Raw genomic sequence first — 25962 nt, 5'->3', positions numbered from 1 at the left:
TGTGTCTCCTCCTGCCCGGCGAAGAACCGCGCGAGGACGAGGAGGCCAGGGGTGTAGCGGCGGCACAGCCTCGAACGCTTGGCTCCCTTCGCTGGCATGACCCAGATCAGGTTCGATGGGTGTGGTCTCAGCCCGCCTTGCGGCAGGCACCCCAGCCGTTCGTGTGCACAGTGTGAGCCCGGCGCGCGGCTGTCAAGCGGCGGCCCGGCGCCTTTTCACAATTTCGCAACGCAACAGACACCGGGGAGTCGCGCTTCCCGTGGTTCCTTCCGCCGCTCCCGGCCCGCGCTGGACCGTCGCCCCAACCGGAAAGTCGTCACGAAGCATGCGGGCCACCCCGTCGCACAGCACCGTCGTCCTGCACCCCTTCGCCACGGCGCAGGGCGGATGCGGGCTGCGCGCTGTCCTGTCGGGGCGGATCGACCACGCAGCCCTGCCCGGCCTGACGCCCCTGCTCCGCCGCGCCGCGGACGCGCAGGCCCTGACCCTGCGCGTCGATCTGGGACGGGTGGAGTTCCTCGATTCCTGCGGCATCGGCATTCTGCTGGCGCTCCGCAACGCGGTGCTCGACCGCGGCGGCGCCATTGCCTTCGAGAATCACCCGCCGCGAATCCGGCGCGTGCTGGAGCGCAGCCGGATCATCGCCTTGACGGACTCCCCGCTCGTCATCGACGGCGGGGTGGCGCTTCCCGCCGCCGCCTGACCCGTCAGCCGCCGCGGCGCAGCGTTTCCCGATACAGGATATAGAGCCCGCTGGCGATGATGATCCCCGCCCCGGCCAACACGGTGGGGGTCGGCACGTCGCCGAAGACCAGGAAGCCGAGCAGGGTCGCCCAGATCATCCCCGTATACTCGAAGGGCGCCACCACCGCGGCGCGGCCCAGGCGGAAGGCCTGGGTCATCAGCACCTGCGCCGCGCCGCCCAGCGTGCCGACCAGAAGCATCAGCCCGAGGTCGAACCCGCCCGGCTGCACCCAGTCGGGGATCGCCGCCACGCCGCTCACCACCGTGGTGGTCAGCAGCAGATAGACGACGATGGCCGTGTTGCTCTCCGTCCGCGACAGGCCGCGCACCGCGATCATCGCCAGCGCGTAGAAGAAGGCCGCGGCCACACCGACGAGGATCGGCAGAAGCGGCGCGTCGGCCTCCGGGCGTGCCATCACCACCACGCCGCCGAACCCGACCAGCACCGCCGCCCAGCGCCGCCATCCCACCGGCTCGCCAAGCAGCGGCATGGACAGCGCCGTAATGAACAGCGGCCCGGCGAAGCTCAGCACATAGACCTCGGCCAGCGGCAGGTGCTTGAAGGCGTAGAAGAAGCAGCCCATCGACAGCAACCCGGCCAGCGAACGGAAGACGTGGGCGATCGGGCGCCGCGTGCGCATCCCGCCCCAGCCGCCGCGCGCCACCGAGATGCCGCCGACCAGCACCACCGCCACCACCGACCGCGCGAACATGAGCTGCGCCACCGGATAGCCGCCGCTCAGATATTTGATGAGCGTGTCCATGCCCGCGAACAGGAAGATGGCCAGCAGGAAGCAGCCGATGGCGCGGCGGGTGTCGTCGCTGGCGGTGGCAGCGGGAAGAGCGGCGGCTTGGGTCATGTTTGCACAGTATATGAGCAACCTGAACCCTGCCCAATGCCGCAACCGCAGGTCTGGCCCGCGCAGTTGCGCCCGCGGGACGCCGGCGTTTCACGCTTCGTGAATCGACGTTCGGGCGTTTGGCGAAGCGAAGCCGGCCTTTCGCGGATCGGCGCTGGCCCCGGCCGATGCGTTGGACAGTCTGGCGGGCGTCACCACCGCAAGGGTCCGCCATGCTCCCGTCAAAGCCTATGCTCCAATCGATCCGCATCCTCGTCGGCGTCTCGCCCTGGATCGCCTTCGGCGTCCTCCAGCCGGCGGGCCATCCGGCGTCCGCGCTGGCGGCCCTGCTGCTCAGCCTGACGCTCTGCGCCCATGACCGGCGGCGGGGTTCGCTGAAGGCGCCGGAACTGGTGGCGGTCGCTTTCTTCGCCGCGCTGCTGCTCACCGGGCCGCTGGAGCACATGGGTCTGGTCATCCATCTCGCCCTGGCCGGCATGGCTTTCGCCTCGCTCGCGCTGGGCCGTCCCTTCACCCTGCCCTATGCCCGCGAGACGACACCGCCCGGTCTGTGGCACCTGCCGCAGTTCGTCGCCGTCAACAAGGCGGTCACCGCGCTGTGGGGCGTGGTCTTCCTGGCCGGCGCCGCCGGCTTCGCCGTCGCGGCGGAGGTCGGCGTCTTCACCTCCGCCCTCGCCACGCTGGCCGGCCTGCTGGGGAGCCGCCGATTGCCGGACTGGCTGGTCAACCGGGCCGTCGCCCGCCGGCTGGCCGAGCGGGAGCCTCACCCCTGGCCCGCGCCCGCCGTCCTCGGACAAAAGAATGGTGTCGTCGTTGTCGGCGCCGGCATCGGCGGGCTGACCGCGGCGGCCCTGCTGGCGGAGGCCGGGGTTCGCGTCACCGTTCTGGAGGCGCACGACCGCCCTGGCGGCTATTGCTCCTCCTGGGACCGCAAGGTCCGGCTGCGCGACGGGACGACGGGCCGCTTCATCTTCGACGCCGGCGTGCACGACGTCAGCGGCACCCGTGCGGACGGTCCGGTCGGGCATCTGCTGCGCACGGTCGGCGTGGCGGAGCGGGTGCGTTGGCAGCCGGTGAGCCGCGGCATCGTCCGAAGCGGTGTCCTTGAGCCGCTGCCCAACGACGCCGCGGCGCTGGCCGCCCTGATCGCGCGGGAGCATCCCGGCAGCGCCGCCGGGGCCGCCGCCTTCCTGGAGGAGATGCGCGGGGTTTACCGCGACCTCTACCGCGGCTGCGCCGAGACCGGCCTCCCCCACATCCCGCGCGACGTCGCGGCGATGCGCGCCTATCCGCTGGAGTGCCCACAGGCCTTCCGTTGGCAGGACCGCAGCTTTCTGGAGATGCTGGAGCATTATGTGCCCAACGCCGGAGCCCGCGCCTTGTTGTCCAGCCTGACCGGCTACCTGTCGGATCGGCCGGAGCGGCTGGGCGCCACCCAGATGGCGCCGATCTTCGGCTATGTCTTCAACGGCGGCGCCTATCCGGAGGGTGGATCGCAGCGGCTGGCCGATGCGCTGGTCGAGGCGATCCGCGCCAAAGGCGGCGAGGTGCGGCTGCGCACCCCCGTCCGCCGCATCCTGGTCGAGGACGGCCGGGCCGCGGGGGTCGAAACCATGGACGGGGAGCGCATCGCCGCCGCCGCGGTGATTTCCAACGCCGACGCCCGGCGGACCCTGCTGGAGTTGGTGGGGGAGGTGCATCTGCCCGCCGGGAGCGCGGACCAATATTGCGCGCTGCGCCCCTCGACCTCCGCCTTCCTGGTCACGCTGGCGCTGGACATCCGTCCCGACCTGCCGGCCATGACCTTTCTGAAGGATGCCGGGATGGCGCTGGCCCTGCCCTCCGCTCATGACGCCGCCCTGGCGCCGCCGGGCTGCGCCTCGCTGACGCTGATGCGGCTCGACCCGGCGGGCGGCACCTGGGACCGCTCCGCCCCCGACTACCGCGCGCGGAAGACGCTGGAGGGCGACGCGATGATCGCCGCGGCCGCCACGATGATCCCGGATCTGGAGCGCCATATCCTGCACCGGCAGGACGCCAGCGCCGCCACCTTCGCCCGCTACGTCCACACGACGGAGGGGGCGATCTACGGCACCGATCCGGCGCTTCCCGCCAAATCGCCGGTGCCCGGCCTGCTGCTGGCCGGCGGCGGGGTCTTTCCCGGCCCGGGGGTAGAGGCCTGTGTCATCTCGGGCCGCCTCGCCGCGGAGGCGCTGGTCGGGTCGGCGCGGGCGCGGCGGTCCGAGGACGAGCGCCGCGCCGCCTGACGCCGGCCTTTAAAGCCGAATGCGGTCGGCGATCAGCGGCCCGGCCGGCGGAGCGCTGTCGGCCACGGTGAAAGCGCGGCGGAGCAGCGCCGCCGCGTCCTCCGCCTGCGCCGCGTTGCGGGCGTGGACCACGGCGAGCGGGCGCTCCGCCGGCCCCACCGAAGCGCCCAGCCCGGCAAGGTCCGCCAGCCCGACCGCGAAATCGATGGGATCGGTCGTCTTGGTCCGCCCACCGCCCAGGGCCACCACGGCGATGCCGACCGCCCGCACGTCGATGGCCGCCACCACGCCCGCCCGCTCGGCGAAGACCGGCTGGACGACGGGGGCGGCGTCCAGATAGCGGTCCGGCGCGTCCAGCAGGTCCGCCGGGCCGCCCAGCGCGTGGACCATCCGGGCGAAGCGCTCGGCGGCCTGCCCGCTCGCCATCGCCTCGTCGAAGCGGGTGCGCCCTTCGGCCGCGTCGGGGACCAGCCCGGCCAGAACCAGCAGTTCGGCGGCCTGGGCCGCGGTAACCTCGTAGAGCCGGGAGTCGGGCTTGCCGCCGCGCAGGATGTCGATGCACTCCCGCATCTCCAACGCGTTGCCGGCGGTCAGGCCCAGCACCTCGTTCATGTCGGTCAGCAGCGCGACGGTGGGCAGCCCGGCGCCCTCGGCCACGGTGACGAGGCTGTCGGCCAGTTCCCGCGCCTTGGCGATGTCGGGCAGGAAGGCGCCGGAGCCGAACTTCACGTCCATCACCAGCGCGTCCAGACCCGCCGCCAGCTTCTTCGACAGGATCGAGGAGGTCAGCAGGTCGATGGTCTCCACCGTCGCCGTCACGTCGCGGATGGCGTAGAGGCGGCGGTCGGCGGGGGCGATATCGTCGGTGGCGCCGATCACCGCGCAGCCGACCTCCTTCACCACCCGCTCCAGCGTCGCCCGGTCGGGCTTGGCGCGGTAGCCGGGGATGCTCTCGAACTTGTCGAGCGTGCCGCCGGTGTGGCCCAGCCCGCGCCCCGACACCATCGGCACGAAGCCGCCACAGGCGGCCAGCGCCGGGGCGAGGATCAGGCTGACCTTGTCGCCGACGCCGCCGGTCGAATGCTTGTCGACCACCGGACCGGGCAGGTCGAGATGGTCCCAGCGCATCACCGTGCCGGAATCCCGCATGGCCAGCGTCAGGGCCACCCGCTCCTCCAGCGTCATGCCGCGGAAGAAGACGGCCATGGCGAAGGCCGCCGCCTGCCCTTCGGTGACGGAGCCGTCGGTGATGCCGCGCACGAAGGCGCCGATCTCCGCCGCGTCCAGGCGTGCGCCGTCGCGCTTCTTGCGAATCAGTTCCTGGGGAAGCATCCGTGCGTCCGTTTCGTGGTCTGGTCTGTCGCGCGGATCAATAGCCGGCGGTGGCCGGCTGGGCAACCGCCCCACCGCCCTTGCCGTCACCCTTGCCGTCTTTGGCGTCCTTGTCCTTGCCCTCGCCCTTTCCCTCACCCTTGCCGCCGCCATGGCCGGCGGTGGCGAGCAGCGAGTCCAGCAGCGCCGACGCGCCGAAGCGGAAGGTGTCCGGCTTGGCCCAGCCCTTGCCCTGGATCGCGGTGGCGAGCGCCAGGAAGGCCGCCGCCCCATCGGCGTCGCGGATGCCGCCCGCCGCCTTGAAGCCCACCGGCTTGCCCGACTCGTGGATGACGTGCAGCAGCAGCGCAGCCGCCTCCAGCGTCGCGGCCGGCTGCACCTTGCCGGTGGAGGTCTTCAGGAAATCCGCCCCGGCGGCGATGGAGTCGCGGGCGGCCCAGGCCAGCAGCTCCGGATCGGGGAAGCAGCCGGACTCCAGGATCACCTTCATCGTCACGTCGGTCCCGCAGGCCTCGCGGCAGGCGCGGATCACGTTCATCGGCTGGGTGCGGGCGCCGTCGATGAAGGCGCGGTAGGGCAGCACCACGTCGATCTCGTTCGCGCCGTCCTTGATAGCCGCCTTGGTCTCCGCCGCCACCGTCGCCGCGTCGGCCTCGCCCGAGGGGAAGTTGACGACGGTGGCGATCTTTACGCCGCTGCCCTTCAGCGCCTTGCGCGCGGTCTTGACGAAGCGCGGCCAGACGCACACCGCGGCGACCTTGCCGGCGGGGGTGACGGCGCGCTTGCACAGCGCCTCCACCGTCTGGTCGGTATCGTCGTCGTTCAGGCTGGTCAGGTCGAGCAGGCCGATGGCCCGGCCGGCCCCCTTGGCGTCGGCCTTGACGGCGGTCGCGGTGTCGAGCGCCCGTTGCAGATCGGCGGGAAGTTTCATGACCGGCGTCCTTCGTCTATGTTCAGCCCGTCGAGAAAGCCGGTCAGCAGCCGCTCCAGGTCGGAGGCGGCGGCCGAGGCGGCGCGCAGGGTCTGGTCATGGTCCACCGGCCCGTCGCCGAGTCCCACCCCCAGGTTGGTGATGACCGCGCAGCCCACGACCCGCAGGCCGCAATGCCGCGCGACGATGCATTCGGGCACCGTGGACATGCCGACCGCGTCCGCCCCCAGCACCTTCAACATCCGGACCTCGGCCGGCGTCTCGAAGGAGGGGCCGGGATAGGCGGCGTACACGCCCTCGACCAGATCGATGTTCAGCTCCAGCGCCCGGCGCCGCATCAGCGCGCGCAGGGCGGGGTCCCAGGCGTCGGTCATGCTGGGGAAGCGCGGGCCGAAGCTGTCCTCGTTGGGGCCGGTCAGCGGGTTGGCGCCCAGCATGTTGATGTGGTCGGAAATCGCCATCAGCCGCCCCGGCCCGACCTCCACCCGCAGCGAGCCGGCGGCGCAGGTCAGCACCAGCGTGTCGCAGCCGGCCAGCTTCAGCGCGCGGACCGCCGTCTTCAGCGCATCGAAGCCGTTGCCCTCATAGGCGTGGACGCGCCCCTGCATGCAGGCGACGGGCTGGCCGCCGAGATGGCCCAGCACCAACCGACCCATGTGTCCCTCCACGCTGGGCAGCGGGAAGCCGGGCAGGTCACCGTAGGGCATGACGGTCGCCCCCTCGATCCGGTCGGCGACCCCGCCCAGGCCGGAGCCGAGCACGATCCCCACCCGCGGGCGGAAGCCGGGGACCCGGTGCAGGATTTCCGCGGCGGCGCGTGCGGCGGTCATGGCGGTCAGTTCCCCTCAGAAGCCGAGATTGTCAGGGCCGAAGGAGTGCGGCAGCAACTCGTCCAACCGAAACGTTTGCCGAAGCCCTTCCGGTCCACAGACATGAATCGGCGTGTCGGGTTTGGCGAACTCGCGCAGCCGCTGGCGGCAGCCGCCGCAGGGCGTGCACAGCCGGCCGTCGCCGGTCTGGCCGCCCATCACGACGATCGCCCGAACGCTGCGGTCCCCGGCCAGGATCATCGCCCCGATGGCCGAGGCCTCGGCGCACTGACCCTGCGGATAGGCCGCGTTCTCCACATTCGCTCCGGCGTGGATGCGCCCGGATTCGCCCAAAATGGCCGCACCGACCGAAAAATGAGAATAGGGCGCGTAGGCCTGCGCCATCGCGTCGCGGGCAGCAGCAATCAGGGAGTCGGCGATCAGGGAATCCTGCGGGTCGCTCATCACCGTTCCTTCACGTAGGGGACGCCGCTGGCCCTGGGCGCCACCGCCCTGCCGACGAAACCGGCGAGCAGGAGCACGGTCAGCACATAGGGCAGCATCTGGATGAACTGCACCGGGATCACCCCCACCACCGGCAGCGGCACGCCCTGCAGGCGGACCTGCACCGCGTCGGTGAAGGCGAACAGCAGGCAGGCGAACAGCGTCGGCCAGGGCCGCCATTTCCCGAAGATCAGCGCGGCCAGCGCCAGATAGCCCTTGCCCGCCGTCATGTCGCGCACGAAGCCGGCGCCGTGGGCGGTGGACAGATAGGCGCCGGCGATCCCCGTCAGCACCCCGGTGATGATCACCGCCTGATAGCGCAGCCGCGTGACCGACAGGCCCGCCGTGTCCACCGCCGACGGGTTCTCCCCCACCGCGCGCAGCCGCAGCCCGAAGCGCGAGCGGGTGAACACCCAGTGGGTCGCCACCACCAGAAGAACGGTCAGCCAGATCAGCACGTTGGCGTCGTCGATCAGTTCCCGGTAGACGGGGCCGAGGACCGGGATGGCAGACAGCGCCTCCACCCCCGGCAGACGGACCTGCGGCAGCCGCGCCTCCCCCGGCAGCAGCGGGGTCTGGCCGCCCTGGCGGAACCAGGCGTAGGCCAGTGTCGGCGCCAGCCCGGCGACCAGGATGTTGATCGCCATGCCCGACACCACCTGGTTGCCCTTGTGGGTGATGCAGGCGAAGCCGTGGACCAGCGCCAGCGCCACCGAGGCCGCGACGGCGGCGCCCAGCCCCAACCAGGGGTTTCCGGTGGACGACGCGACGGCAGCGGCGAAGAAGGCGCCGGCCAGCATCTTGCCCTCCAGCCCGATGTCCACCACCCCGGCCCGCTCGCTGTAGAGCGCCGCGAAGGCCGCCAGCACCAGCGGAGTCGCCACGCGGATGGTGGCGTCGGCCAGCAGCAGGACGACGAGCAGGGCGTCATCCATGCGCTGTTCCCCCGTCATGGCCCCCGCCGCGCCCCTCGCTACGACGGCGGAACAGCGCCTCGACCCGCGGCTTGAACAGGTTCTCCAGCGCCCCGGCGAACAGGATGACGAGTCCCTGGATGACCATCACCAGCTCCCGGTTCACGGTGGGGTATTCGAAGGACACCTGCCCGCCCCCCTGCACCAGAACGCCGAACAGCAGCGCCGCCAGGATGATCCCCACCGGATGGTTGCGCCCCATCAACGCCACGGCGATGCCGACGAAGCCCACCCCGCCAGTGAAGTTCAGCAGGATGCGGTGCTGCACCCCCATGATCTCGTTCACCCCGACGAAGCCGGCAAGCGCCCCGGAGATCGCCATGGCGAGGATGATGTTCCGCGCCGGGGAGATGCCGGCATAGACCGCCGCCCGCTCGTTCCGCCCGACCGTGCGGATCTCGTAGCCCCAGCGAGTCCGCCACAGGAACAGGTAAAACAGCGTGCAGCAGGCCAGCGCCCACAGGAAGGACAGGTTCAACGGCGAGGCCGGGATGGCGACGCCGATCCAGCCGAGCGCCCGGTCCATGGTCGGCAGCCAGACGCCGGGATCGAACTCCCGCGTTTCCGGCGACTGCGATCCGGGGCGGATCAGCACGTCGACCAGCAGGTAGGTCATGATCGCGGCGGCGATGAAGTTGAACATGATCGTCGTGATGACGATGTGGCTGCCGCGCTTTGCCTGGAGCCAGCCGGGAACCGCCGCCCAGGCCGCCCCGAACAGCGCCGACAGGGCCACCGCCCCCAGCGCCGCCACCGGCCAGGGCCAGCCGGTCAGCGCCAGCCCGACCAGCCCGGCCCCCAGCCCGCCGAGATAGGCCTGCCCTTCCCCGCCGATGTTGAACAGCCCGCAATGGAAGGCGATGGCGACCGCCAGCCCGGTGAAGATGTAGCTGGTCGTGTAGTAGAGGGTGTAGCCGATCGCCTCGGGATAACCGACCGCCTCGGTCACCAGCAGCGCCAGCACGTCCAGCGGGTTCTCGCCGATCACCAGGATGACCAGCCCGGACAGGACGAGGGCGGCCAGCAGGTTCAGCAGCGGCAGAAGCGCGTAGCCGACCCAGCCGGGCACCTCGCCCGGCCGGCCGAAGCCCCGGCCCGTCACCCCTTGCGCCGCGTCCTGCGCCATCCCGGCTCCATCCGTGGTCACGCCCGTTCACAAGCCGGACGGCTCGAACGTCCCTGCCCACTGGAAAGTGCCCCGCGCACGGGACCAGCGCAAGCGGGAGCGTTCGGGGTCAACCTTACGCTGCCTCCGCCACCCCGGCCATCATCAGGCCGAGACGCCGCTCGTCCGCCTCGTCCGGGGCGACCTCGCCGACCAGACGGCCGTCGAACATGACCAGGATGCGGTCGGCCAGGGCGCGGATCTCGTCCAGTTCCACCGACACCAGCAGAATCGCCTTGCCTTGGTCGCGCAGCGCCACCAGACGGCGATGGATGAACTCGATGGCGCCGATGTCCACGCCGCGGGTGGGCTGGCCGACCAGCAGCAGGTCGGGATTCCGCTCCATCTCGCGGGCCAGCACGATCTTCTGCTGGTTGCCGCCGGAGAAGTTGGCGGCGGGCAGGCGCGGGTCGCGCGGGCGCACGTCGTAGGCGTCCATCTCCGCCGCACAGCGGTCGAACAAAGCGCGGCGGTCCATCAGGAGCCGCCCGTTGAAGGCCGGATCGCCCTGATGGCCAAGAATCGCGCATTCCTGCGCCTCGAAGCTCGTTACGAGGCCAACGCGCTGCCGATCCTCCGGCACATGGCCGACCCCGAGCGCGCGCAGCCCCCGCGCGGTGAAACGGTCAAGCTGGTTCGCCAGTTCCTCCCCGCGCAGGCGGACGGAGCCCCCCGCCGGCGGGCGCATGCCGGCCAGCGCCTCCAGCAGTTCGGACTGGCCGTTGCCCGACACGCCGGCGATGCCGACGATCTCCCCGGCGCGCACGGTCAGGCCGACGCCCTTCACCCGCTCCACCCCGGCGCCGTCGCGCACGCGCAGGCCGGAGACCTCCAGCACCGCCGGGCCGGGCGTGGCCGGTGCCTTCTCCACCCGCAGCAGCACCTTGCGCCCGACCATCAGCTCGGCCAGTTCCTCGCGGCTGGTCCGGGCGGTGGCGACGTTCGCCACCACCTGCCCGCGGCGCATGACCGTCACGTTGTCGGTCAGCTCCATGATCTCGCGCAGCTTGTGGGTGATGATGACGACCGTCTTCCCCTGCTCGCGCAGCGCGCGGAGGATGCGGAAGAGGTGGTCGGTCTCCTGCGGGGTGAGGACGCCCGTGGGCTCGTCGAGGATCAGGATGTCGGCGCCGCGGTAGAGCGCCTTCAGGATCTCCACCCGCTGCTGCGCCCCCACCGGCAGTTCGCCGACCGGGCGGTCGAGGTCCACCTCCAGACCGTAGTCGCGGGCGAGCCGGGTCAGCTCCGCCCGCGCCCGCGCCATCCCGGCGGCCAGGGTGACGCCGCCCTCCGCGCCGAGCAGCACGTTCTCCAGCACCGTGAAGGGATCGACGAGCATGAAATGCTGGTGGACCATGCCGATCCCGGCGGCCAGGGCGTCGCGCGGGCTGCGCACCGCCACCGGGCGGCCATCCACCAGGATCGTCCCGCCGTCGGCGGGCAGATAGCCGTAGACGATGCTCATGATCGTCGACTTGCCGGCGCCGTTCTCACCGATCACGCCGTGGATGGTGCCCTTCGGCACGGCCAGCGACACGTCGCGGTTGGCGTGGTTGGCGCCGAACCACTTGTCGACGCCGCGGGTTTCCAGGGCGGGAGGGTGTTGGGGCATGGGGACTTTCAAAATTGGAAGGTCCGTGCCCCCACCCTTCCCACGGCTTCGCCGCGGGCCCCTCCCTCCCCCGCTTCGCAGGAGAGGGAGCTTAATCCCCTCCCCTGCGTCAGCGGGGGAGGGTCAGGGAGGGGGCAATGCTCGGCGACACAGAAGCTCAGCTCACGGCTGATACGGCGTCACCGCCAGCTCGCCCGCGATGATCTTGCGCTTGGCGTCCTCGATGGCCTTTTCCATCTCCGCCGTGACGAGCTTGCGGTTGTTCTCGTCGAGCGCGTAGCCGACGCCCTCCTCCTTCAGCCCGACGACGCGGTGGCCCGCCGTCCAGCTGCCGTCCTTGGCCGACTTCATGCAATCGTAGACGGTCACGTCCACCCGCTTGACCATCGAGGTCAGGATCTTGCCCGGGTGGATCCAGTTCTGGTTGCTGTCGACCCCGACGCCCAGCTTCCCCGCGTCCGCCGCGGCCTGGAGCACACCCAGCCCGGTCGCCCCGGCCGCCGCGAAGACCACGTCGGCGCCGCGTCCGAACTGGCTCTTGGCCAGCTCCGCCCCGCGGGTGGGGTCGTTCCAGGCGGCGGGGGTGGTGCCGGTCATGTTGGTAAAGACCTCCCCGTCCGCCTTCACATGTTTCACGCCCTGCTCGTAGCCGGTCAGGAAGTTGCGGATCAGCGGGATGTCCATGCCCCCGATGAAGCCGACCTTGCCGCTCTGCGAGGCCAGCGCCGCCAACATGCCGACGAGGAAGGAGCCCTCATGCTCCTTGAAGGTCACCGACTGGACGTTGGGCAGGTCCAGCTTGTCGTCAATCAGGCAGAATTTCGTGTTGGGATACTCCCGCGACACCTTGTCCACGGCGGCGGACTGGGAGAAGCCGACCGCCGTGATGACGGTGGCGCCGCGCCGCGCCATGTTCCGCAGCGCCTGCTCGCGCTGGCTCTCGCTGGTGACCTCGAACTCGCGGTAGACGATGCCGGTCTCCTTCTTGAAGCGCTCCGCCCCGTTGTAGGCCGCCTCGTTGAAGGACTTGTCGAACTTGCCGCCCTGGTCGAACACCACCGCCGGCATGAACTCGTCCGCCGCCAGGGCGGAACCCGCGGCGGGAACGGTCGCCGCCGTCAGCGACAGGGCCAGGATGGTCAGAATGCGCGTCATCGTCATCGTTCGCTTCCCCGTTCCGGTTTGCCCGCTTGCCGGGTCGTGGCGGCCAGGATAACCGCTCCTCCCGCCCGGTGACAGGGGGCGCATGGCGTGGGGAATTCCGCCGCAGGCCACGGCCCGTGTGGGACCTCCTCCCGCGACGCCGGTTGACGGAAAGGCGGTGGCCCGCTATCACGCCCGCCATTGCCCGGAGGAGGGGCCCGGAGGAGGGAATCGCAGATTGGACGAGGTGATCGGCGTGCATGGTCTGGTGGTGCTGCTGCAGGGCCTCATCCTAGGAATCGCCATCGCCGCCCCCGTCGGTCCCATCGGGCTGCTCTGCATCCGCCGCACGCTGCAGCACGGGCCGCTGATGGGATTCTTCACCGGCTTCGGCGCGGCCGTGGCCGACACCATCTACGGCGCCATCGCCGCCTTCGGCGTGTCCGCCGCGCTGGATTTCCTTCAAGGGCATGAGATCGCCTTCCAGCTCGTCGGCGGCATCTTCCTGATCGTCGTCGCCATCCGCACCTTCCGCCAGAAGCCGGAGGACGAGGAGCGCGAGGCCGCCAGCGCGCCCGACACCCCGTCCTTCCTCGGCGGCTTCATGACCGGTCTGTCGCTGACCCTGACCAACCCGGCGACGATCATGGCCTTCATCGCCATCTTCGCCGGCTTCGGTCTGGGTGGCAATCTGGGTCGGGTGGACGCCTCCACGCTGGTGGCCGGCGTCTTCATCGGCGCATCCTTGTGGTGGTTCACCCTGTCCATGGGCGTCGCCGCCGTGCGCCACCGCATCTCCGACCGCGGGCTGACCCGGCTGAACCATTGCACGGGGGTGGCACTGGCGGCCTTCGGCCTCTGGGCGCTCGGCATGGCCTTCACCGGCATGGCCGGCTGGGCCATGGGGTAATCTCTTAAGGGCTGAGCGGGGCCCCCGCCACCGGCGGGTCGCCGTCCGGCCCACGCGACGACTTCTGGGCGCGGCGGATGCCGTGGAAATGGCTGACCAGCCGGTACAGGTACAGCCCGACCAGCACCACCAGCAGCCCCACGGTGAAATAGCCCACCAGACTGTGCGCGAAGGGCCAGCGGGACAGCATGTAGCCGGTCCAGGCGAGCAGCAGGGTCCACAGGATCGACCCGACCCCGGAATAGAGGCAGTAGAGCGGGATCGACATCCGGCAGGCCCCCGCCGGGATCGAGATCAGCGTCCGCACCCCCGGCACCGGCTGGGTCAGGAAGACGGCGATCCCGCCATGCTTTCCAAACCACTCCGTGCTTCGTCGGACCTTCCTGGGGTGGATCGTCAGCCAGTGGCCGTAGCGTTTTAGAAAGGCTTCCAGCCGGTCGCGGCCCATCAGCCGGCTGGGCAGAAACCAGACCAGCTGCCCGGCCAGCGAGCCCAACCCACCGGCCAAGGCAACGCCGAACAGATTGTACTCGCCCTGCGCCGCCGCGATGCCGGCCAATGGAATGACCGATTCCGCGGGAACCGGCGGGATGACCCGCGCCAGGACCAGCAGCAGGAAGATGCCCACGTAATTCATCGTGTGCATCACATCGACCAGCCAATTGGTCAGTCCGCCAGCCATTTCTGCCCACCCAGATTTTAATCCGTCAAAAAACAAGCCGGCGGGCCATCGGTTCCTGAACGATATCGCGGCGCAAAACCGCATGTCACATTCAGACAATAAATGTTTAGATATAAAATAGGTAAGAGACTTACACACCTCTGTATGCAGTCGAGCGTCTCCGTTCGATACCTGCCATGGCGCATCCAATCCGCCATGTCAAAAAAGAGAGAACCGCCATGCTTCTAAGCAACCTCAAGATATCCACGAAAATCTTGTCCATCATCATCTTGCTGGGAGCCATCTGCGCGGGCATCACGGCGACGTCGGTCTCCGGATTGGACGCGCTGAGCCGCGCCACCGACGAGATCAAGGCTTCCGGCGATGACATGAGGGTCGGCGCGCGGCTGAATCGCTTGGTGGCTGAACTGCTCCGCGACGAATACCGCCTTGCCGCCAACCCAGGCGACCTGCCGGAGGTCCTGCCCTCCATCACGACGAGCCGCGAAACGCTGTCCACGAACCTCACGAGGGTCAAGGAAACCGCCGACCCCGAGCAGAAGCGCTTGCTGGCAGACTTCGAAACGGCGTTGTCGCTCTACAAGACCCAATTGGAACAGACTCTGGCCGTCGCCCGTCAGATCAACGCGAAGGGCGCCGTCGGATTCCATAAGGACATTCTCTCTTCGGTCGAGAACAGCGCCGTCGCCGCGCGGAAGCTCCAGGATCTGAGCGTCAAGTACACCGCCTACACCGACGACAAGGCGGCACGGCTGTCCGACGACGCCTCCCGACTGGCGGAGCGGCGGGCCGTCCAGCTCATCGCGGCGGCCGCGGTCGGCATTCTCGTCGGGCTGCTGCTGGGCTGGCTCATGTCGCAGTTCGGCATCGTCCGCCCGGTGACCGCCATCGTCGCCTGCCTGCGCGGGCTGGCCGACGGCAAGCTGGACACCGAGGTGTACGGCACCGACCGCAAGGATGAAGTCGGCGCGATCGCCGCCACCGCGGACGTGTTCAAGCGCAACCTCCTCCACAGCCGCGCGATGGAGCGCGAGGCCAAGGAGGCGGAGGCCCGGTCCCAGGCGGAGAAGCGCGCGTCGATGCTCGCGCTGGCCGGCCGCTTCGAATCGCAGGTGGGCGTCATCGTCAACGACGTCGGCGGTGCCGCGACGGAGCTTCAGGCCACGGCCGCGCAGCTCGCCTCCGCGGTCGAGGAGGTCGGCGCCCAATGCAACGCCGTGGCCGGCGCGTCGGAGGAGGCCAGCGCCAACGTGCAGACTGTCGCCGCGGCGTCGGAAGAGATGTCCGCCTCCATCCATGAACTGGCCGAGCGCGTGACCCGCGCCGCCGCCCGCTCCAAGGCCGCGGCAGAGGGGGCCAATCTGGCCCAGGCCCAGCTCGATTCCCTGTCCGCCGCCATCGAGCAGGTCGACCAGATCGTCGCTTCCATCAACGCCGTCGCCGCCCAGACCAATTTGCTGGCGCTGAACGCGACCATCGAGGCCGCCCGCGCCGGAGAGGCCGGCAAGGGCTTCGCGGTGGTGGCGAGCGAAGTGAAGAATCTCGCCAACCAGACCCACGCGATGACCGAGCAGATCGGCAACCAGATCGCCGCGGTGAAGAACGCCTCCGACCGGACGGTGGACGCCATGCGCGCCATCATCACCCAGGTCGAGGACATCGACCGCTCCACCGCGGAGATGGCCGCTTCCGTCGAGCAGCAGAGCGCGGCAACCGGCGAGATCAGCCGCAACGCCCAGCAGGCCGCCAACGGCACCGCGGAAGTGTCCAGCAACGTCGCCGGCATCCAGCAGGCGGAGTCGGAAACCAGCGCCGCCACGCACAGCGTGAAGGACGCGGCCGACCAACTGGCAGAACGCGCATCGAGCCTGAAGCGCGAGGTGGATCAGTTCCTATCCGAGGTGCGCGCGGCCTGATCAGCCGCGCGTCTCCAAAGCCCCTAGCCCCGGGTGCCGCCCGGCGGCGGGGGCGGCGGGGCGCTTTCCGCCACGGCGGCGCGGCCCGGATCGCGCTTCTGGCACTCCAGCAGGATGTCGCGCGCGATCGGCGCCGCCGCGGTGGACCCGCCGCCGCCATGCTCCACGAACACCGCGCAAGCGTAGCGCGGGGAACTGACCGGCGCGTAGGAGATGAACAGCGCGTGGTCGCGCTCCCGCCAGGGCAGATCCTCGTTCTTCTTCACCCCGGTGCTGCGCTCCGCCATGGTGATCCGGCGGACCTGGGCGGAGCCGGTCTTGCCGGCCATCTCATAGCCGGGTTCGGTGATGCGCGACTTGTAGGCGGTGCCGTTCGGCGCGTTCGTCACCTCGTAGAGGCCGCGCAGGACGAGGTCGAGATTTTCCTTCTTCACCCCGATCGGCGGCCAGCTCGTCTGCTCGCCCGACAGCGCCTTGATCTGCTTGGTCAGGTGGGGCTTCACCGCGAAGCCGCCGTTGGCCAGCCGCGCCGTCATGGCGACGAGTTGCATGGGCGTGGACAGCACGTAGCCCTGCCCGATCGCCGCGATCAGCGTCTCGCCCTGCGCCCAGGGCTTTCCCAGGGCGCCCTTCTTCCAGTCGATGGATGGGATCAGGCCGGGCCGCTCGTGCGGCAGGTCCAGCCCGGTCAGCTGCCCCATGTCGAAGCGGTTGGCCATCTCGGCGATGCGGTCGATGCCGATGCGCCGCGACACGTCGTAGAACCAGACGTCGCAGGAATGGCGCAGCGCGCCGACCACATCCACCGTGCCATGCCCGCCCTTCTTCCAGCAATGGAAGCGGTGGTCGCCGAGGTCCATGTGGCCCGGGCAGAAGACCGAGTGGTTGCGGCTGATCAATCCGGACTCCAGCGCCGCCAGGGCCACCACCGGCTTGAAGGTCGAGCCCGGCGGGTATTGCCCGGCCACCGCCTTGTTGTTCAGCGGGGTCGCCTGGTTGGACAGCAGCTCCTCCCACAGCTCGGCGCTGATGCCCATGGTGAACTGGTTGGGGTCGTAGCTGGGGTGGGAGCACAGGGCGTAGATGCCGCCGGTGTGCACGTCCATCACCACACAGGAGGCGCTGACCTCCTGCGCCAGCCGCTGCTGCACGAATTTCTGCAGACCGATGTCGATGGTCAGCTGGACCTCGCGACCCGGCTGCCCTTCGTCGCGCGACAGCTCGCGGATGACGCGCCCGACCGCGTTGACCTCGAGCTGGCTGGTGCCGGCGGTGCCCCGCAGCGCCTTCTCGTGATACTTCTCCATCCCGGCCTTGCCGATGCGGAAGCCGGGCAGCGACAGCACGGGGTCGCCGTTCAGCTCCGCCTCCGACACGGCACCGACATAGCCCAAGATGTGGGCGGTCGCCTCCGCCTCCGGGTAGTGGCGGATCTCGCCAACCTCGATGGCAACGCCGGGCAGGTCCGGCGTGTTCATCTCGATCGTGGCGACCTGTTCCCAGGTCAGGTTCTCACGCACGGTGACCGGCACGAAGCGGCGCTTGCGGTGCAGCTCGCGCATCACGCGGCGACGGTCGCCGTCGGTCAGCGGGACGATCTTGGAAATCTTGTCCAGCGTGTCCTGGATGTTGCGCGTCCGCTCCGACACCACGACGACGCGGTAGTTCTGCTGGTTCACGGCCAGCGGCGCGCCGAACCGGTCGACGATGGTGCCGCGCGACGGGGCGACCAGCCGCAGGCTGATGCGGTTTTCCTCTGCCAGCATGGTGAAGCGCGCGGATTCCACCACCTGCAGGTAATAGAGCCGCCCGACCAGAGCGGACAGACCGGCGAGCTTCAACCCACCCAGCACGGCGGCGCGGCGGGTCAGCAGGCGGTAGCGGTCGGTGTCGCGGTCCATCGCAGTCAAAGGCTCACATCCCCTGCCAGATCATCCCTGCCGGCTATCCCTGTCCGTCACCCCGGCCCATCATCCCTGAAGAAACGCGCGGTGCACGCGGATCAGCATCCAGGCGATGGCCGGAAAGAAGGCCATGGTCAGCAGCGCCTGGAACAGCGCCGGCCGGAACGGCAGCACCGTCGCCAGCAGCGCCGAAAAGGCCAGCCACTGGATGCAGGCCACGCCCATCATGACCAGCCCGAAGCCGAACCACATCAGGGCAAAGGTGCTGGACACCAGCACGCGCCGCTGGCTGGACACCGCCCAATGGACCACGACCAGCACCAGCGCGTTCACCCCCAGCGGTCCGCCGGTCAGCAGGTCCTGCAGCAACCCGATCAGGAAGGCGGTGCCCGGCCCCATCAGGTCGGGCCTGTGGATCGCCCAATAATAGACGGCGACGGCGGTCAGGAAAGGTGCCACCGACGCATAGCCGGGCAGCGGCACCGGAACCATCCCGGCCAGCGCCAGCATGACCGTCACCGCGAACGGGGCGAGATTCCGCCCCGTCTTGTCCAGCCGCTGCCACAAGGTCAGCGTCATTTCGACTCGGACGACGGTTCCGCCTCGCTTCCCGGCAGGCTGAACTCGACCAGTTGCAGGTGCTCGACCCGCGACAGATCGACGTTCGGCTGCACCCGGACGCCACGTTCACCGGCCGAGGACACCACGCCCACCGGCAGGCCCGGCGGGAACTGTCCGCCATGACCGGAGGTCACCACCCGCTCGCCCACCTGGACCGGCGCTTCCGGCGGCAGGTAAAGCAGACGCGTCTGGTCGGAGTTGTCGCCCGCCATCACCGCGCGCTGGCGCGAGCGCTCCAGCACGACGGGGATGCGCGTGTTGATGTCGGTCAGCAGCAGGACGCGGGCCGACCATTCCCCGACCTCGATCACCCGGCCGACCAGCCCGCTGCCGGCGATGGCCGCCTGCCCCTTGCGCACCCCGTCGCGACGGCCGGCGGTGACCACCAAGGTCCGTAGGAAGGAACTGCCCGGAGCGGCGATGACCCGCGCCGTGATAAAGGAGGAGGACGGCTCCGGCGTCGCCTTGAGAAGGGAGCGCAGGCTGATGTTCTCCGCCTCCAACCGCAGCGCCGCCTGCTTCCACTGCAGCAGCCGCGCGTTCTCCGCCTTCAGCCGCTGATTCTCCTCGAAGGCGTTCTGCACCTCGACCACCGACTCCACGACATGGGCGGCGGTGGCGGCGGGGCGCGAGATCGCGTCGAGGATCGGGGCGAAGGCGTCGGTCACCCGGGCGCGCGCGCTGTCCACCGACAGCGCGTCGATCCGGCCCACCATCATCAGGGCGACAGAGGCGAGCACCAGCAACAGGAAGGAGAAGCGCTGGGCGAGCGCCCGCAGGGGAGCGGCAAGGCGCAAGACGGAACCGGAATTGCGAGGCTTCACAGGATCATCCCGTCCAGGTACGCGATCCGCCCCCGGCTACGCCGGCGAATGGACGAACCACCGGGGGAACCCAACCGAGCAATACACCAATCAGTAGGCGCTGACCAAGACGTTTCGCAGCGTCTTCATCTCCTCCAGCGCCCGGCCGGTGCCCAGCGCGACGCAGGACAGCGGATCGTCGGCGATCGACACCGGCAGGCCGGTGGCGTGGCGCAGGACGAAGTCCAGGTTGCCCAGCAGGGCGCCGCCGCCGGTCAGCACGATGCCCTTGTCCACGATGTCCGCGGCCAGTTCCGGCGCCGTGTGCTCCAGCGCGACCTTCACCGCCTCGACGATGGCCGACACCGGCTCCGCCAGGGACTCGGCGATCTGCCGCTCGGAGATGATGAGTTCCTTGGGCACGCCGTTCATCAGGTCGCGGCCCTTGATCTCCAGGATGCGGCCCTCGCCGTCTTCCGGCGGGCAGGCCGAACCGATTTCCTTCTTGATCCGCTCCGCCGAGCCTTCGCCGACCAGCAGGTTGTGGGTGCGGCGGATGTAGCCGATGATGGCCTCGTCCATCTTGTCGCCGCCCACGCGGACCGAGCGGGAATAGACGATGCCGCCCAGCGACAGCACGGCCACCTCGGTAGTGCCGCCGCCGATGTCCACGACCATGGAACCGGTCGGCTCCGTCACCGGAAGCCCGGCGCCGATCGCGGCGGCCATCGGCTCCTCGATCAGGAAGACGCGGCGGGCGCCGGCGGCCTCGGCCGATTCCTGGATCGCGCGGCGCTCCACGGCGGTGGAGCCCGACGGCACGCAGATGATGACCTGCGGGCTGGCGAAGCTGCGCCGGTTGTGCACCTTGCGGATGAAGTGCTTGATCATCTCCTCGGCGACTTCGAAATCGGCGATGACGCCGTCGCGGAGGGGGCGGATGGCCTGGATGTTGCCGGGCGTGCGGCCCAGCATCATCTTCGCCTCGTCGCCGACGGCCAGCACCTGCTTCTTGCCGCGGACGTTGGCAATCGCCACGACCGAGGGTTCGTTCAGAACGATGCCGCGGCCCTTGACATAGACCAGGGTGTTGGCCGTCCCCAAATCGATCGCCATGTCGGCGGAAAGCACGCCGAGGAGTTTGGAAAGCATGGACCCGACTAACTCTTCAATGCGGTTGAGACGGCCTTGCCGGCGATGTGCCCGCTCCGGTGCGGAGGGCCACGCCCGCCAACGGTTCCATAGACGAATGCCCCTTCGCGCTCAAGCGGAGAGTGCAACCGGCACGCCTTGCCGAACCCTGTTTCCGGCGCCCGTGGGGCGGACGCCGGCGCCGGTCCGGCGCTCTGGTCGATGGGAGGCGGTCCTTGAGGCAAGGCCGGTCCCGGCGGAATGTCCAGTTCCCGAAGTCCTGGCGGAACGCCGTCCTCCGGTGCCCGCCACACTGCCGTGTCAGGGTTAATTTTCCGTCAACAGGAGGCGGAAACCTCCGGCGTCCGGCCAAACCGCCCCGCTCGCGGCGGGGGTATCCTTAGGCTGATTCCCAACCCGCCGCAACGGCTTTGTGTCGGGTTTGAAACCGCTCCGGCGGCCTCAGTGATGATCGGATTTCGCGGCGGCCCCGGCCTTGCCGTGCGCTCCGTGATGGCTCCCCTCCAGCCGGTCCATCAGGGCCAGCAGGACGCCCGACACCACGAAGGTCATGTGGACGATGACCATCCACATCAGGTTCTCCTTGCTGGTGTTGTCGATGTTCATGAAGCTCTTCAGCAGGTGGATGCCGGAGATCGCCACGATGGAGGCGATCAGCTTCAGCTTCAGCCCGCCGAAATCGACCTTGCCCATCCATTCCGGGCGGTCCTTATGATCGGCCACGTCGATCTTGGACACGAAGTTCTCGTATCCCGAAAAGATCACCATCAGCAGCAGGTTGCCGGCCAGCGACAGGTCGATCAGGGTCAGCACGGCCAGCAGCACGTCCTTTTCCTGCATCTCCAGCACATGCGGGACGATGTGGAAGATCTCCTGGGTGAACTTCGCCAGCAGGAGCACCAGCGACACGACGAGCCCCAGATAGAAGGGGGCGAGCAGCCAGCGGCTGGCGAAGATGATCTGTTCGAAACGGCGTTCGATCATGACGGTCGGCGTCCGCGCTTGGTCATAAGGGGTAGGAGGGCTGGACTCTTGCCATTTCGCACATGCGAAATCAACCATTCCCATGCCGCGCCCGCCGCATCGCCCTGTGGCAAGAGCACTGGCCTGCGGGGTCGCGAAACGGTAACGTTCCCGGCCGTCCGCCGCACCGATAAGGCTCAGCCCCCATGAAGCACCCCGCCCCGCACATCGTCACCGCGTTCGAAGACGCCATGAAGCGGCTGAAGGCCGGCATCGTGCAGATGGCCGGGGCGGCGGAAACCCAGCTCGACGGCGCGCTGACCTGCCTGACCCAGCGCAACCCGGAGCAGGCCCGCGCCATCATCGAGTCCGACGCGCGCCTCGACAGCTACGAGCACGAGATCGAGGCCAACTGCATGCGCATGCTGGTGCTTCGCCAGCCGGTGGCCGACGACCTGCGCGAGGTGATCGCCGCCCTGAAGATCGCCGGCAATCTGGAGCGCGTCGGCGACCACGCCGCCAACACCGCCCGCCGCGCCGTCGCCGTGGCGGAGTTCCCCGAGTCCCCGGCGATGAGCACCCTGCCCAACCTGGGCCGTCTGGTGCGCCAGCGCCTCACCACCGCGGTGGACGCCTATGTGGACGGCGACGTCGAGCTGGCGCTGCGCGTCTGGCGCACCGACGACGAGGTGGACGCGCTCTACACCAGCCTGTGCGAGAGCATCAACCAGTCGGCGGCCCGCCTGCCGGAGATGTTCACCGCCCACATGCACCTGCTGTTCATCGCCAAGAGCCTGGAGCGCATCGGCGACCACGCGACCAACATCGCCGAGGTGGTGCATTTCGTGCACACCGGCCGGCCGTTGCTCGACGAGCGGCCGAAGGCGGACCGGTCGCGGGGGGATGTGTGAGGCTTCCCAGGCGGTTGCACTTGCCCCCACCCTAGCCCTCCCCCGCTCTCGGCGGACCAAAGGTCCGCCTGCCGCGTCAGCGCAAACCTCTGGTTTGCGCGAGAGCTGACGCAGGGGAGGGAATTTTCTCCTCCCCCTGCGCAGCGGGGGGAGGTCGGGAGGGGGGCAAACCAATGCAGAACTCTCCAAAAACGAAAAAGCGCGCCTCGCGGCGCGCTCTCCCGTTCTCGATCCAGGAACCGGTCAGTTCTTGGACTTGTCGACCAGGCGGCGCTCGGCGATCCAGGGCATCATGGCGCGCAGCTTCTCGCCGACCTGTTCGATCGAATGCTCGGCGTTGCGGCGGCGGGTCGCCTTGAAGGACGGCTGGCCGGCCTTGCACTCCAACATCCAGTCGCGGACGAAGCGGCCGGTCTGGATGTCCTCCAGAACGCGCTTCATCTCGGCCTTGGTCTCCGGGGTGATGATGCGCGGGCCGGTCTTGTAGTCGCCGTATTCGGCGGTGTTGGAGATCGAGTAGCGCATGTTGGCCATGCCGCCCTCATACATGAGGTCGACGATCAGCTTCACCTCGTGCAGGCACTCGAAATAGGCCATCTCCGGGGCGTAGCCGGCCTCGGTCAGCGTCTCGTAGCCGGCCTTGATCAGCTCGGTCAGGCCGCCGCAGAGCACGGCCTGCTCGCCGAACAGGTCGGTCTCGCACTCTTCCTTGAAAGTCGTCTCGATGATGCCGGCGCGGCCGCCGCCGATGGCCGAGGCGTAGGACAGGGCGATGTCCAGCCCGTTGCCCGAGGCGTTCTGGTGCACGGCCACGAGGCAGGGCACGCCGCCGCCGCGCTGGTATTCGCCGCGGACGGTGTGGCCGGGGCCCTTCGGCGCGATCATGAACACGTCGAGGTCGGCGCGCGGCTCGATCAGGTTGAAGTGCACGTTCAAGCCGTGCGCGAAGGCCAGGGCGGCGCCTTCCTTCAGGTTCTTGGCGAGGTCGTCGCGGTACAGGTCGGCCTGCAGCTCGTCCGGGGTGAGGATCATCACCACGTCGGCCCAGGCGGCGGCCTCGCCCGGAGCCATGACCGTGAAGCCGGCGGCCTCAGCCTTCTTGATGGTGGCCGAACCCGGGCGGAGGGCGATGCGCACGTCCTTCACACCGCTGTCACGCAGGTTGTTGGCGTGGGCGTGGCCCTGGCTGCCGTAGCCGACGATGACGACCTTCTTCCCCTTGATCAGGTTCACGTCGGCATCACGATCATAATAGACGCGCATGGTGGTCTTCCTTGGATTTTTCGATCTGGTGGTGCGAGTTTTGCGCAGCGGAATTACTCCACCGGCGAAAGGGCCGCGTCAAGCAGAACACTGTTCGATGGACTGATAAAGGACGGCGGGCTGGGTTGTCCCCCCATCATCCCTGGCCGTCATGAGGTCGGGATCAGAACCCGGTGGCTCCCTTCGACATGGCGACGACGCCGGTGCGGCTGGCCTCGACGAGGCCGAGCTGGGCCATCAGCCCGACGAAGTCGTCGACCTCCGCCGTCGTGCCGGTCAGTTCGAACACGAAGGAGGTCAGGGTGGCGTCCACGACCTTCGCCTTGAAGATGTCGGCGAGGCGCAGCGCCTCGATGCGGCGCTCCCCGGTGCCGGCGACCTTGACCAGCGCCAGCTCGCGCTCCACCGACGGCCCCTCGTCCGTCAGGTCGTGCACCTTGTGCACCGGCACGAGCCGGTCGAGCTGGGCCTTGATCTGCTCCACCACCATGCGGGTGCCGGAGGTGACCAGGGTGATGCGCGACAGGTGGTCGGCGTTGTTCACCTCCGCCACCGTCAGGCTTTCGATGTTGTAGCCGCGGCCCGAGAACAGGCCGATGACGCGGGCCAGCACGCCCGGCTCGTTGTCCACCAGCACGGCGATGGTGTGCTTCTCGATCTTCTCTTCCACGATCCGTACTCCGCCAGAGGGCCTTCAACCGTTCGTCTTGGTCGCCGCGATCAGACCAGCACCATGCCGTCTTCCGGCGTGGCGTCGGACGGGCTGTCCTCCGGACCGAACAGGATTTCGTTGTGGGCCTTGCCGCCGGGGATCATCGGGAAGCAGTTCTCCTTCGGGTCCACGGCGATGTCGATGATGCAGGGGCGGTCGGTGACGGCCAGCATCTTCTCGATGACCTCGTCCACCTCGGCCACCGTGGTCGCGCGCAGGCCGACGCAGCCCCAGCTTTCCGCCAGCTTCACGAAGTCCGGCAGCGCCTCGGAGTAGCTGTTGGAATAGCGGGAGCCGTGCAGCAGCTCCTGCCACTGGCGCACCATGCCCATGTACTTGTTGTTCAGGATGAAGATCTTGACCGGGGCGCGGTACTGCACCGCCGTGCCGATCTCCTGCATGTTCATCAGGAAGGACGCCTCGCCCGACACGTCCACCACGATGGCGTCGGGGTGGGCGAGCTGCGCCCCGATGGCCGCCGGCAGGCCGTAGCCCATGGTGCCCAGGCCGCCGGAGGTCATCCAGCGGTTCGGCTCGTCGAAGGGCAGGAACTGGGCGGCCCACATCTGGTGCTGGCCGACCTCGGTCGTCACGTAATGGTTCTTGCCGCGCAGCGCCTCGCGCAGCCGCTCCAGCGCGTACTGCGGCTTGATGACCGCCTCGGTGCGGTTGTAGTTCAGGCAGTTGCGGGCGCGCCAGCCCTCGACCTGACCCCACCACTCCTTCAGGGCGGTCTGGTCGGCGCGCTTCTGGCGGGCCTTCCAGATGCGGATCATGTCCTCCAGAACGGCGCCGGCGTCACCGACGATGGGGATGTCCACCGCGACGTTCTTGTTGATCGAGCTGGGGTCGATGTCGACGTGGATCTTCTTCGAGCCCGGCGCGAACTCCGACAGCTTGCCGGTCACGCGGTCGTCGAAGCGGGCGCCGATATTGATCATGACGTCGCAGTTGTACATGGCGAGGTTCGCCTCGTACGTGCCGTGCATGCCCAGCATGCCTAGCCACTGCGGATCCGACGCCGGGAAGGCGCCCAGCCCCATCAGGGTCGAGGTGATCGGGAAGCCGGTCATCTTCACGAACTGGGTCAGCAGCTTGGCCGCGATCGGGCCGGCGTTCACCACGCCGCCGCCGGTGTAGAAGATCGGACGCTTGGCGGTGGCGATCAGCTCGATGGCCTCCTCCACGCGGGCAATCTCGGGCTTCACCTGCGGGCGGTAGGTCTTGTGCTTGACCTCGGTCGGCGGGATGTAGGTGCCGTCGGCGAACTGCACGTCCTTCGGGATGTCGACCAGCACCGGGCCGGGACGGCCGCTGCGCGCCACGTAGAAGGCCTCGTGCATGGTGCGGGCCAGCTGGTTGACGTCCTTCACCAGGTAATTGTGCTTGGTGCAGGGGCGCGTGATGCCGGTGGTGTCGGCCTCCTGGAAGGCGTCGTTGCCGATCAGGTGGGTCGGCACCTGCCCGGACAGGCAGACCAGCGGAATGCTGTCGCACAGGGCGTCGAGCAGGCCCGTCACGGCGTTGGTGGCGCCGGGGCCGGAGGTCACCAGCACGCAACCCACCTTGCCGGTGGAGCGGGCGTAGCCTTCCGCGGCGTGCACGGCGGCCTGCTCATGCCGGACGAGGATGTGCTTGATGTCGTTCTGCTGGAAGATGGCGTCGTAGATCGGAAGTACCGCGCCGCCCGGATAACCGAAGATGATGTCTACGCCCTGATCCTTCAGGGCCTTGATGACGATCTGCGCGCCGGTCAGCTTCTGTTCGGGCATAGCTCACGACCT

General features: G+C 69.2%; 23 protein-coding genes and 1 riboswitch. Of the genes, 5 read left to right on the top strand and 18 right to left on the bottom strand.

What is annotated here, in order from left to right:
• Positions 1-66: 66 nt before the first annotated feature.
• Positions 67-164, bottom strand: a riboswitch (TPP riboswitch).
• A 161-nt stretch (positions 165-325) separates the two neighbouring features.
• Positions 326-703, top strand: coding sequence for an STAS domain-containing protein (locus tag ACFPMG_RS18350; protein ID WP_376996533.1), 378 nt, complete (start codon positions 326-328; stop codon positions 701-703).
• 4 nt (positions 704-707) lie between these two features.
• On the opposite strand, the gene ACFPMG_RS18345 is transcribed toward ACFPMG_RS18350, so the two are convergent.
• On the bottom strand, positions 708-1604 hold the full coding sequence (locus ACFPMG_RS18345; RefSeq protein WP_376996532.1) for a DMT family transporter: 897 nt from the start codon (positions 1602-1604) through the stop codon (positions 708-710).
• A gap of 230 nt (positions 1605-1834) precedes the next feature.
• Here ACFPMG_RS18345 and ACFPMG_RS18340 point away from each other — a divergent pair, with 230 nt between their 5' ends.
• Positions 1835-3871, top strand: a complete 2037-nt coding sequence (locus tag ACFPMG_RS18340) for a phytoene desaturase family protein (RefSeq protein ID WP_376996531.1) — start codon at positions 1835-1837, stop codon at positions 3869-3871.
• Positions 3872-3880: 9 nt separating this feature from the next.
• Here ACFPMG_RS18340 and deoA read toward each other — a convergent pair whose 3' ends face one another.
• From deoA to ACFPMG_RS18300, 8 genes are all read right to left on the bottom strand, one after another.
• Entirely contained in the window at positions 3881-5203 is a 1323-nt protein-coding gene (gene deoA / locus ACFPMG_RS18335; RefSeq protein ID WP_376996530.1) for a thymidine phosphorylase, read from the bottom strand.
• A 37-nt stretch (positions 5204-5240) separates the two neighbouring features.
• Entirely contained in the window at positions 5241-6134 is an 894-nt protein-coding gene (gene deoC, locus ACFPMG_RS18330; protein ID WP_376996529.1) for a deoxyribose-phosphate aldolase, read from the bottom strand.
• Complete coding sequence (locus ACFPMG_RS18325) at positions 6131-6964, bottom strand: purine-nucleoside phosphorylase (protein ID WP_014240013.1); 834 nt, start codon at positions 6962-6964, stop codon at positions 6131-6133. Before ACFPMG_RS18325 ends, deoC begins: the two co-directional genes overlap by 4 nt.
• A 15-nt stretch (positions 6965-6979) precedes the next feature.
• Positions 6980-7408, bottom strand: a complete 429-nt coding sequence (gene cdd, locus ACFPMG_RS18320) for a cytidine deaminase (RefSeq protein WP_376996528.1) — start codon at positions 7406-7408, stop codon at positions 6980-6982.
• Positions 7408-8382 carry an ABC transporter permease gene (locus ACFPMG_RS18315; protein WP_376996527.1) on the bottom strand — a complete coding sequence of 325 codons (975 nt, stop codon included), beginning with the start codon at positions 8380-8382 and terminating at the stop codon, positions 7408-7410. The genes cdd and ACFPMG_RS18315 overlap by 1 nt, the downstream gene beginning before the upstream one ends.
• A complete protein-coding gene (locus ACFPMG_RS18310; protein WP_376996602.1) occupies positions 8375-9547 on the bottom strand; it encodes an ABC transporter permease in 1173 nt (390 codons plus the stop codon). Before ACFPMG_RS18310 ends, ACFPMG_RS18315 begins: the two co-directional genes overlap by 8 nt.
• Positions 9548-9662: 115 nt before the next feature.
• Complete coding sequence (locus tag ACFPMG_RS18305; RefSeq protein WP_376996526.1) at positions 9663-11198, bottom strand: ABC transporter ATP-binding protein; 1536 nt, start codon at positions 11196-11198, stop codon at positions 9663-9665.
• A 162-nt stretch (positions 11199-11360) separates the two neighbouring features.
• Positions 11361-12359, bottom strand: coding sequence for a BMP family lipoprotein (locus tag ACFPMG_RS18300; RefSeq protein ID WP_376996525.1), 999 nt, complete (start codon positions 12357-12359; stop codon positions 11361-11363).
• 229 nt (positions 12360-12588) lie between these two features.
• Between ACFPMG_RS18300 and ACFPMG_RS18295 the strand changes: the two genes are divergently transcribed.
• Positions 12589-13251 carry a LysE family translocator gene (locus ACFPMG_RS18295; RefSeq protein ID WP_376996601.1) on the top strand — a complete coding sequence of 221 codons (663 nt, stop codon included), beginning with the start codon at positions 12589-12591 and terminating at the stop codon, positions 13249-13251.
• Positions 13252-13255: 4 nt separating this feature from the next.
• Here the strand turns inward: ACFPMG_RS18295 and ACFPMG_RS18290 are convergent, their stop codons facing one another.
• On the bottom strand, positions 13256-13933 hold the full coding sequence (locus ACFPMG_RS18290; protein WP_038528580.1) for a DedA family protein: 678 nt from the start codon (positions 13931-13933) through the stop codon (positions 13256-13258).
• 254 nt (positions 13934-14187) lie between these two features.
• Here ACFPMG_RS18290 and ACFPMG_RS18285 point away from each other — a divergent pair, with 254 nt between their 5' ends.
• A complete protein-coding gene (locus tag ACFPMG_RS18285) occupies positions 14188-15849 on the top strand; it encodes a methyl-accepting chemotaxis protein (protein WP_376996524.1) in 1662 nt (553 codons plus the stop codon).
• 23 nt (positions 15850-15872) lie between these two features.
• Here the strand turns inward: ACFPMG_RS18285 and mrdA are convergent, their stop codons facing one another.
• From mrdA to ACFPMG_RS18260, 5 genes are all read right to left on the bottom strand, one after another.
• Positions 15873-17750, bottom strand: a complete 1878-nt coding sequence (gene mrdA / locus ACFPMG_RS18280) for a penicillin-binding protein 2 (protein WP_014240003.1) — start codon at positions 17748-17750, stop codon at positions 15873-15875.
• A gap of 69 nt (positions 17751-17819) precedes the next feature.
• Positions 17820-18332: a rod shape-determining protein MreD gene (gene mreD, locus ACFPMG_RS18275; protein ID WP_376996523.1), complete on the bottom strand. Its 513-nt coding sequence runs from the start codon at positions 18330-18332 to the stop codon at positions 17820-17822.
• The gene (mreC, locus tag ACFPMG_RS18270; protein WP_376996522.1) at positions 18329-19198 is read right to left on the bottom strand and encodes a rod shape-determining protein MreC; all 870 of its coding nucleotides are present in this window, start codon (positions 19196-19198) and stop codon (positions 18329-18331) included. The genes mreD and mreC overlap by 4 nt, the downstream gene beginning before the upstream one ends.
• A 90-nt stretch (positions 19199-19288) precedes the next feature.
• Positions 19289-20329, bottom strand: a complete 1041-nt coding sequence (locus tag ACFPMG_RS18265) for a rod shape-determining protein (protein ID WP_014240000.1) — start codon at positions 20327-20329, stop codon at positions 19289-19291.
• A gap of 441 nt (positions 20330-20770) precedes the next feature.
• Complete coding sequence (locus ACFPMG_RS18260) at positions 20771-21313, bottom strand: TIGR00645 family protein (RefSeq protein WP_465252025.1); 543 nt, start codon at positions 21311-21313, stop codon at positions 20771-20773.
• Between the two features lie 185 nt (positions 21314-21498).
• Between ACFPMG_RS18260 and phoU the strand changes: the two genes are divergently transcribed.
• Complete coding sequence (gene phoU / locus ACFPMG_RS18255) at positions 21499-22203, top strand: phosphate signaling complex protein PhoU (RefSeq protein ID WP_376996521.1); 705 nt, start codon at positions 21499-21501, stop codon at positions 22201-22203.
• A 243-nt stretch (positions 22204-22446) separates the two neighbouring features.
• On the opposite strand, the gene ilvC is transcribed toward phoU, so the two are convergent.
• The 3 genes from ilvC to ACFPMG_RS18240 form a co-directional block, all read right to left on the bottom strand.
• Complete coding sequence (gene ilvC / locus ACFPMG_RS18250) at positions 22447-23466, bottom strand: ketol-acid reductoisomerase (RefSeq protein WP_014239996.1); 1020 nt, start codon at positions 23464-23466, stop codon at positions 22447-22449.
• 163 nt (positions 23467-23629) lie between these two features.
• Positions 23630-24136: an acetolactate synthase small subunit gene (gene ilvN / locus ACFPMG_RS18245; protein WP_014239995.1), complete on the bottom strand. Its 507-nt coding sequence runs from the start codon at positions 24134-24136 to the stop codon at positions 23630-23632.
• Positions 24137-24186: 50 nt separating this feature from the next.
• Positions 24187-25950: an acetolactate synthase 3 large subunit gene (locus ACFPMG_RS18240; protein ID WP_014239994.1), complete on the bottom strand. Its 1764-nt coding sequence runs from the start codon at positions 25948-25950 to the stop codon at positions 24187-24189.
• Positions 25951-25962 lie beyond the last annotated feature (12 nt).

Origin of the sequence: Azospirillum himalayense (assembly GCF_042657465.1) — a bacterium.
GTDB classification, from domain to species: Bacteria; Pseudomonadota; Alphaproteobacteria; order Azospirillales; family Azospirillaceae; genus Azospirillum; species Azospirillum himalayense.
This window is presented reverse-complemented; position numbering and strand designations above follow the sequence as displayed.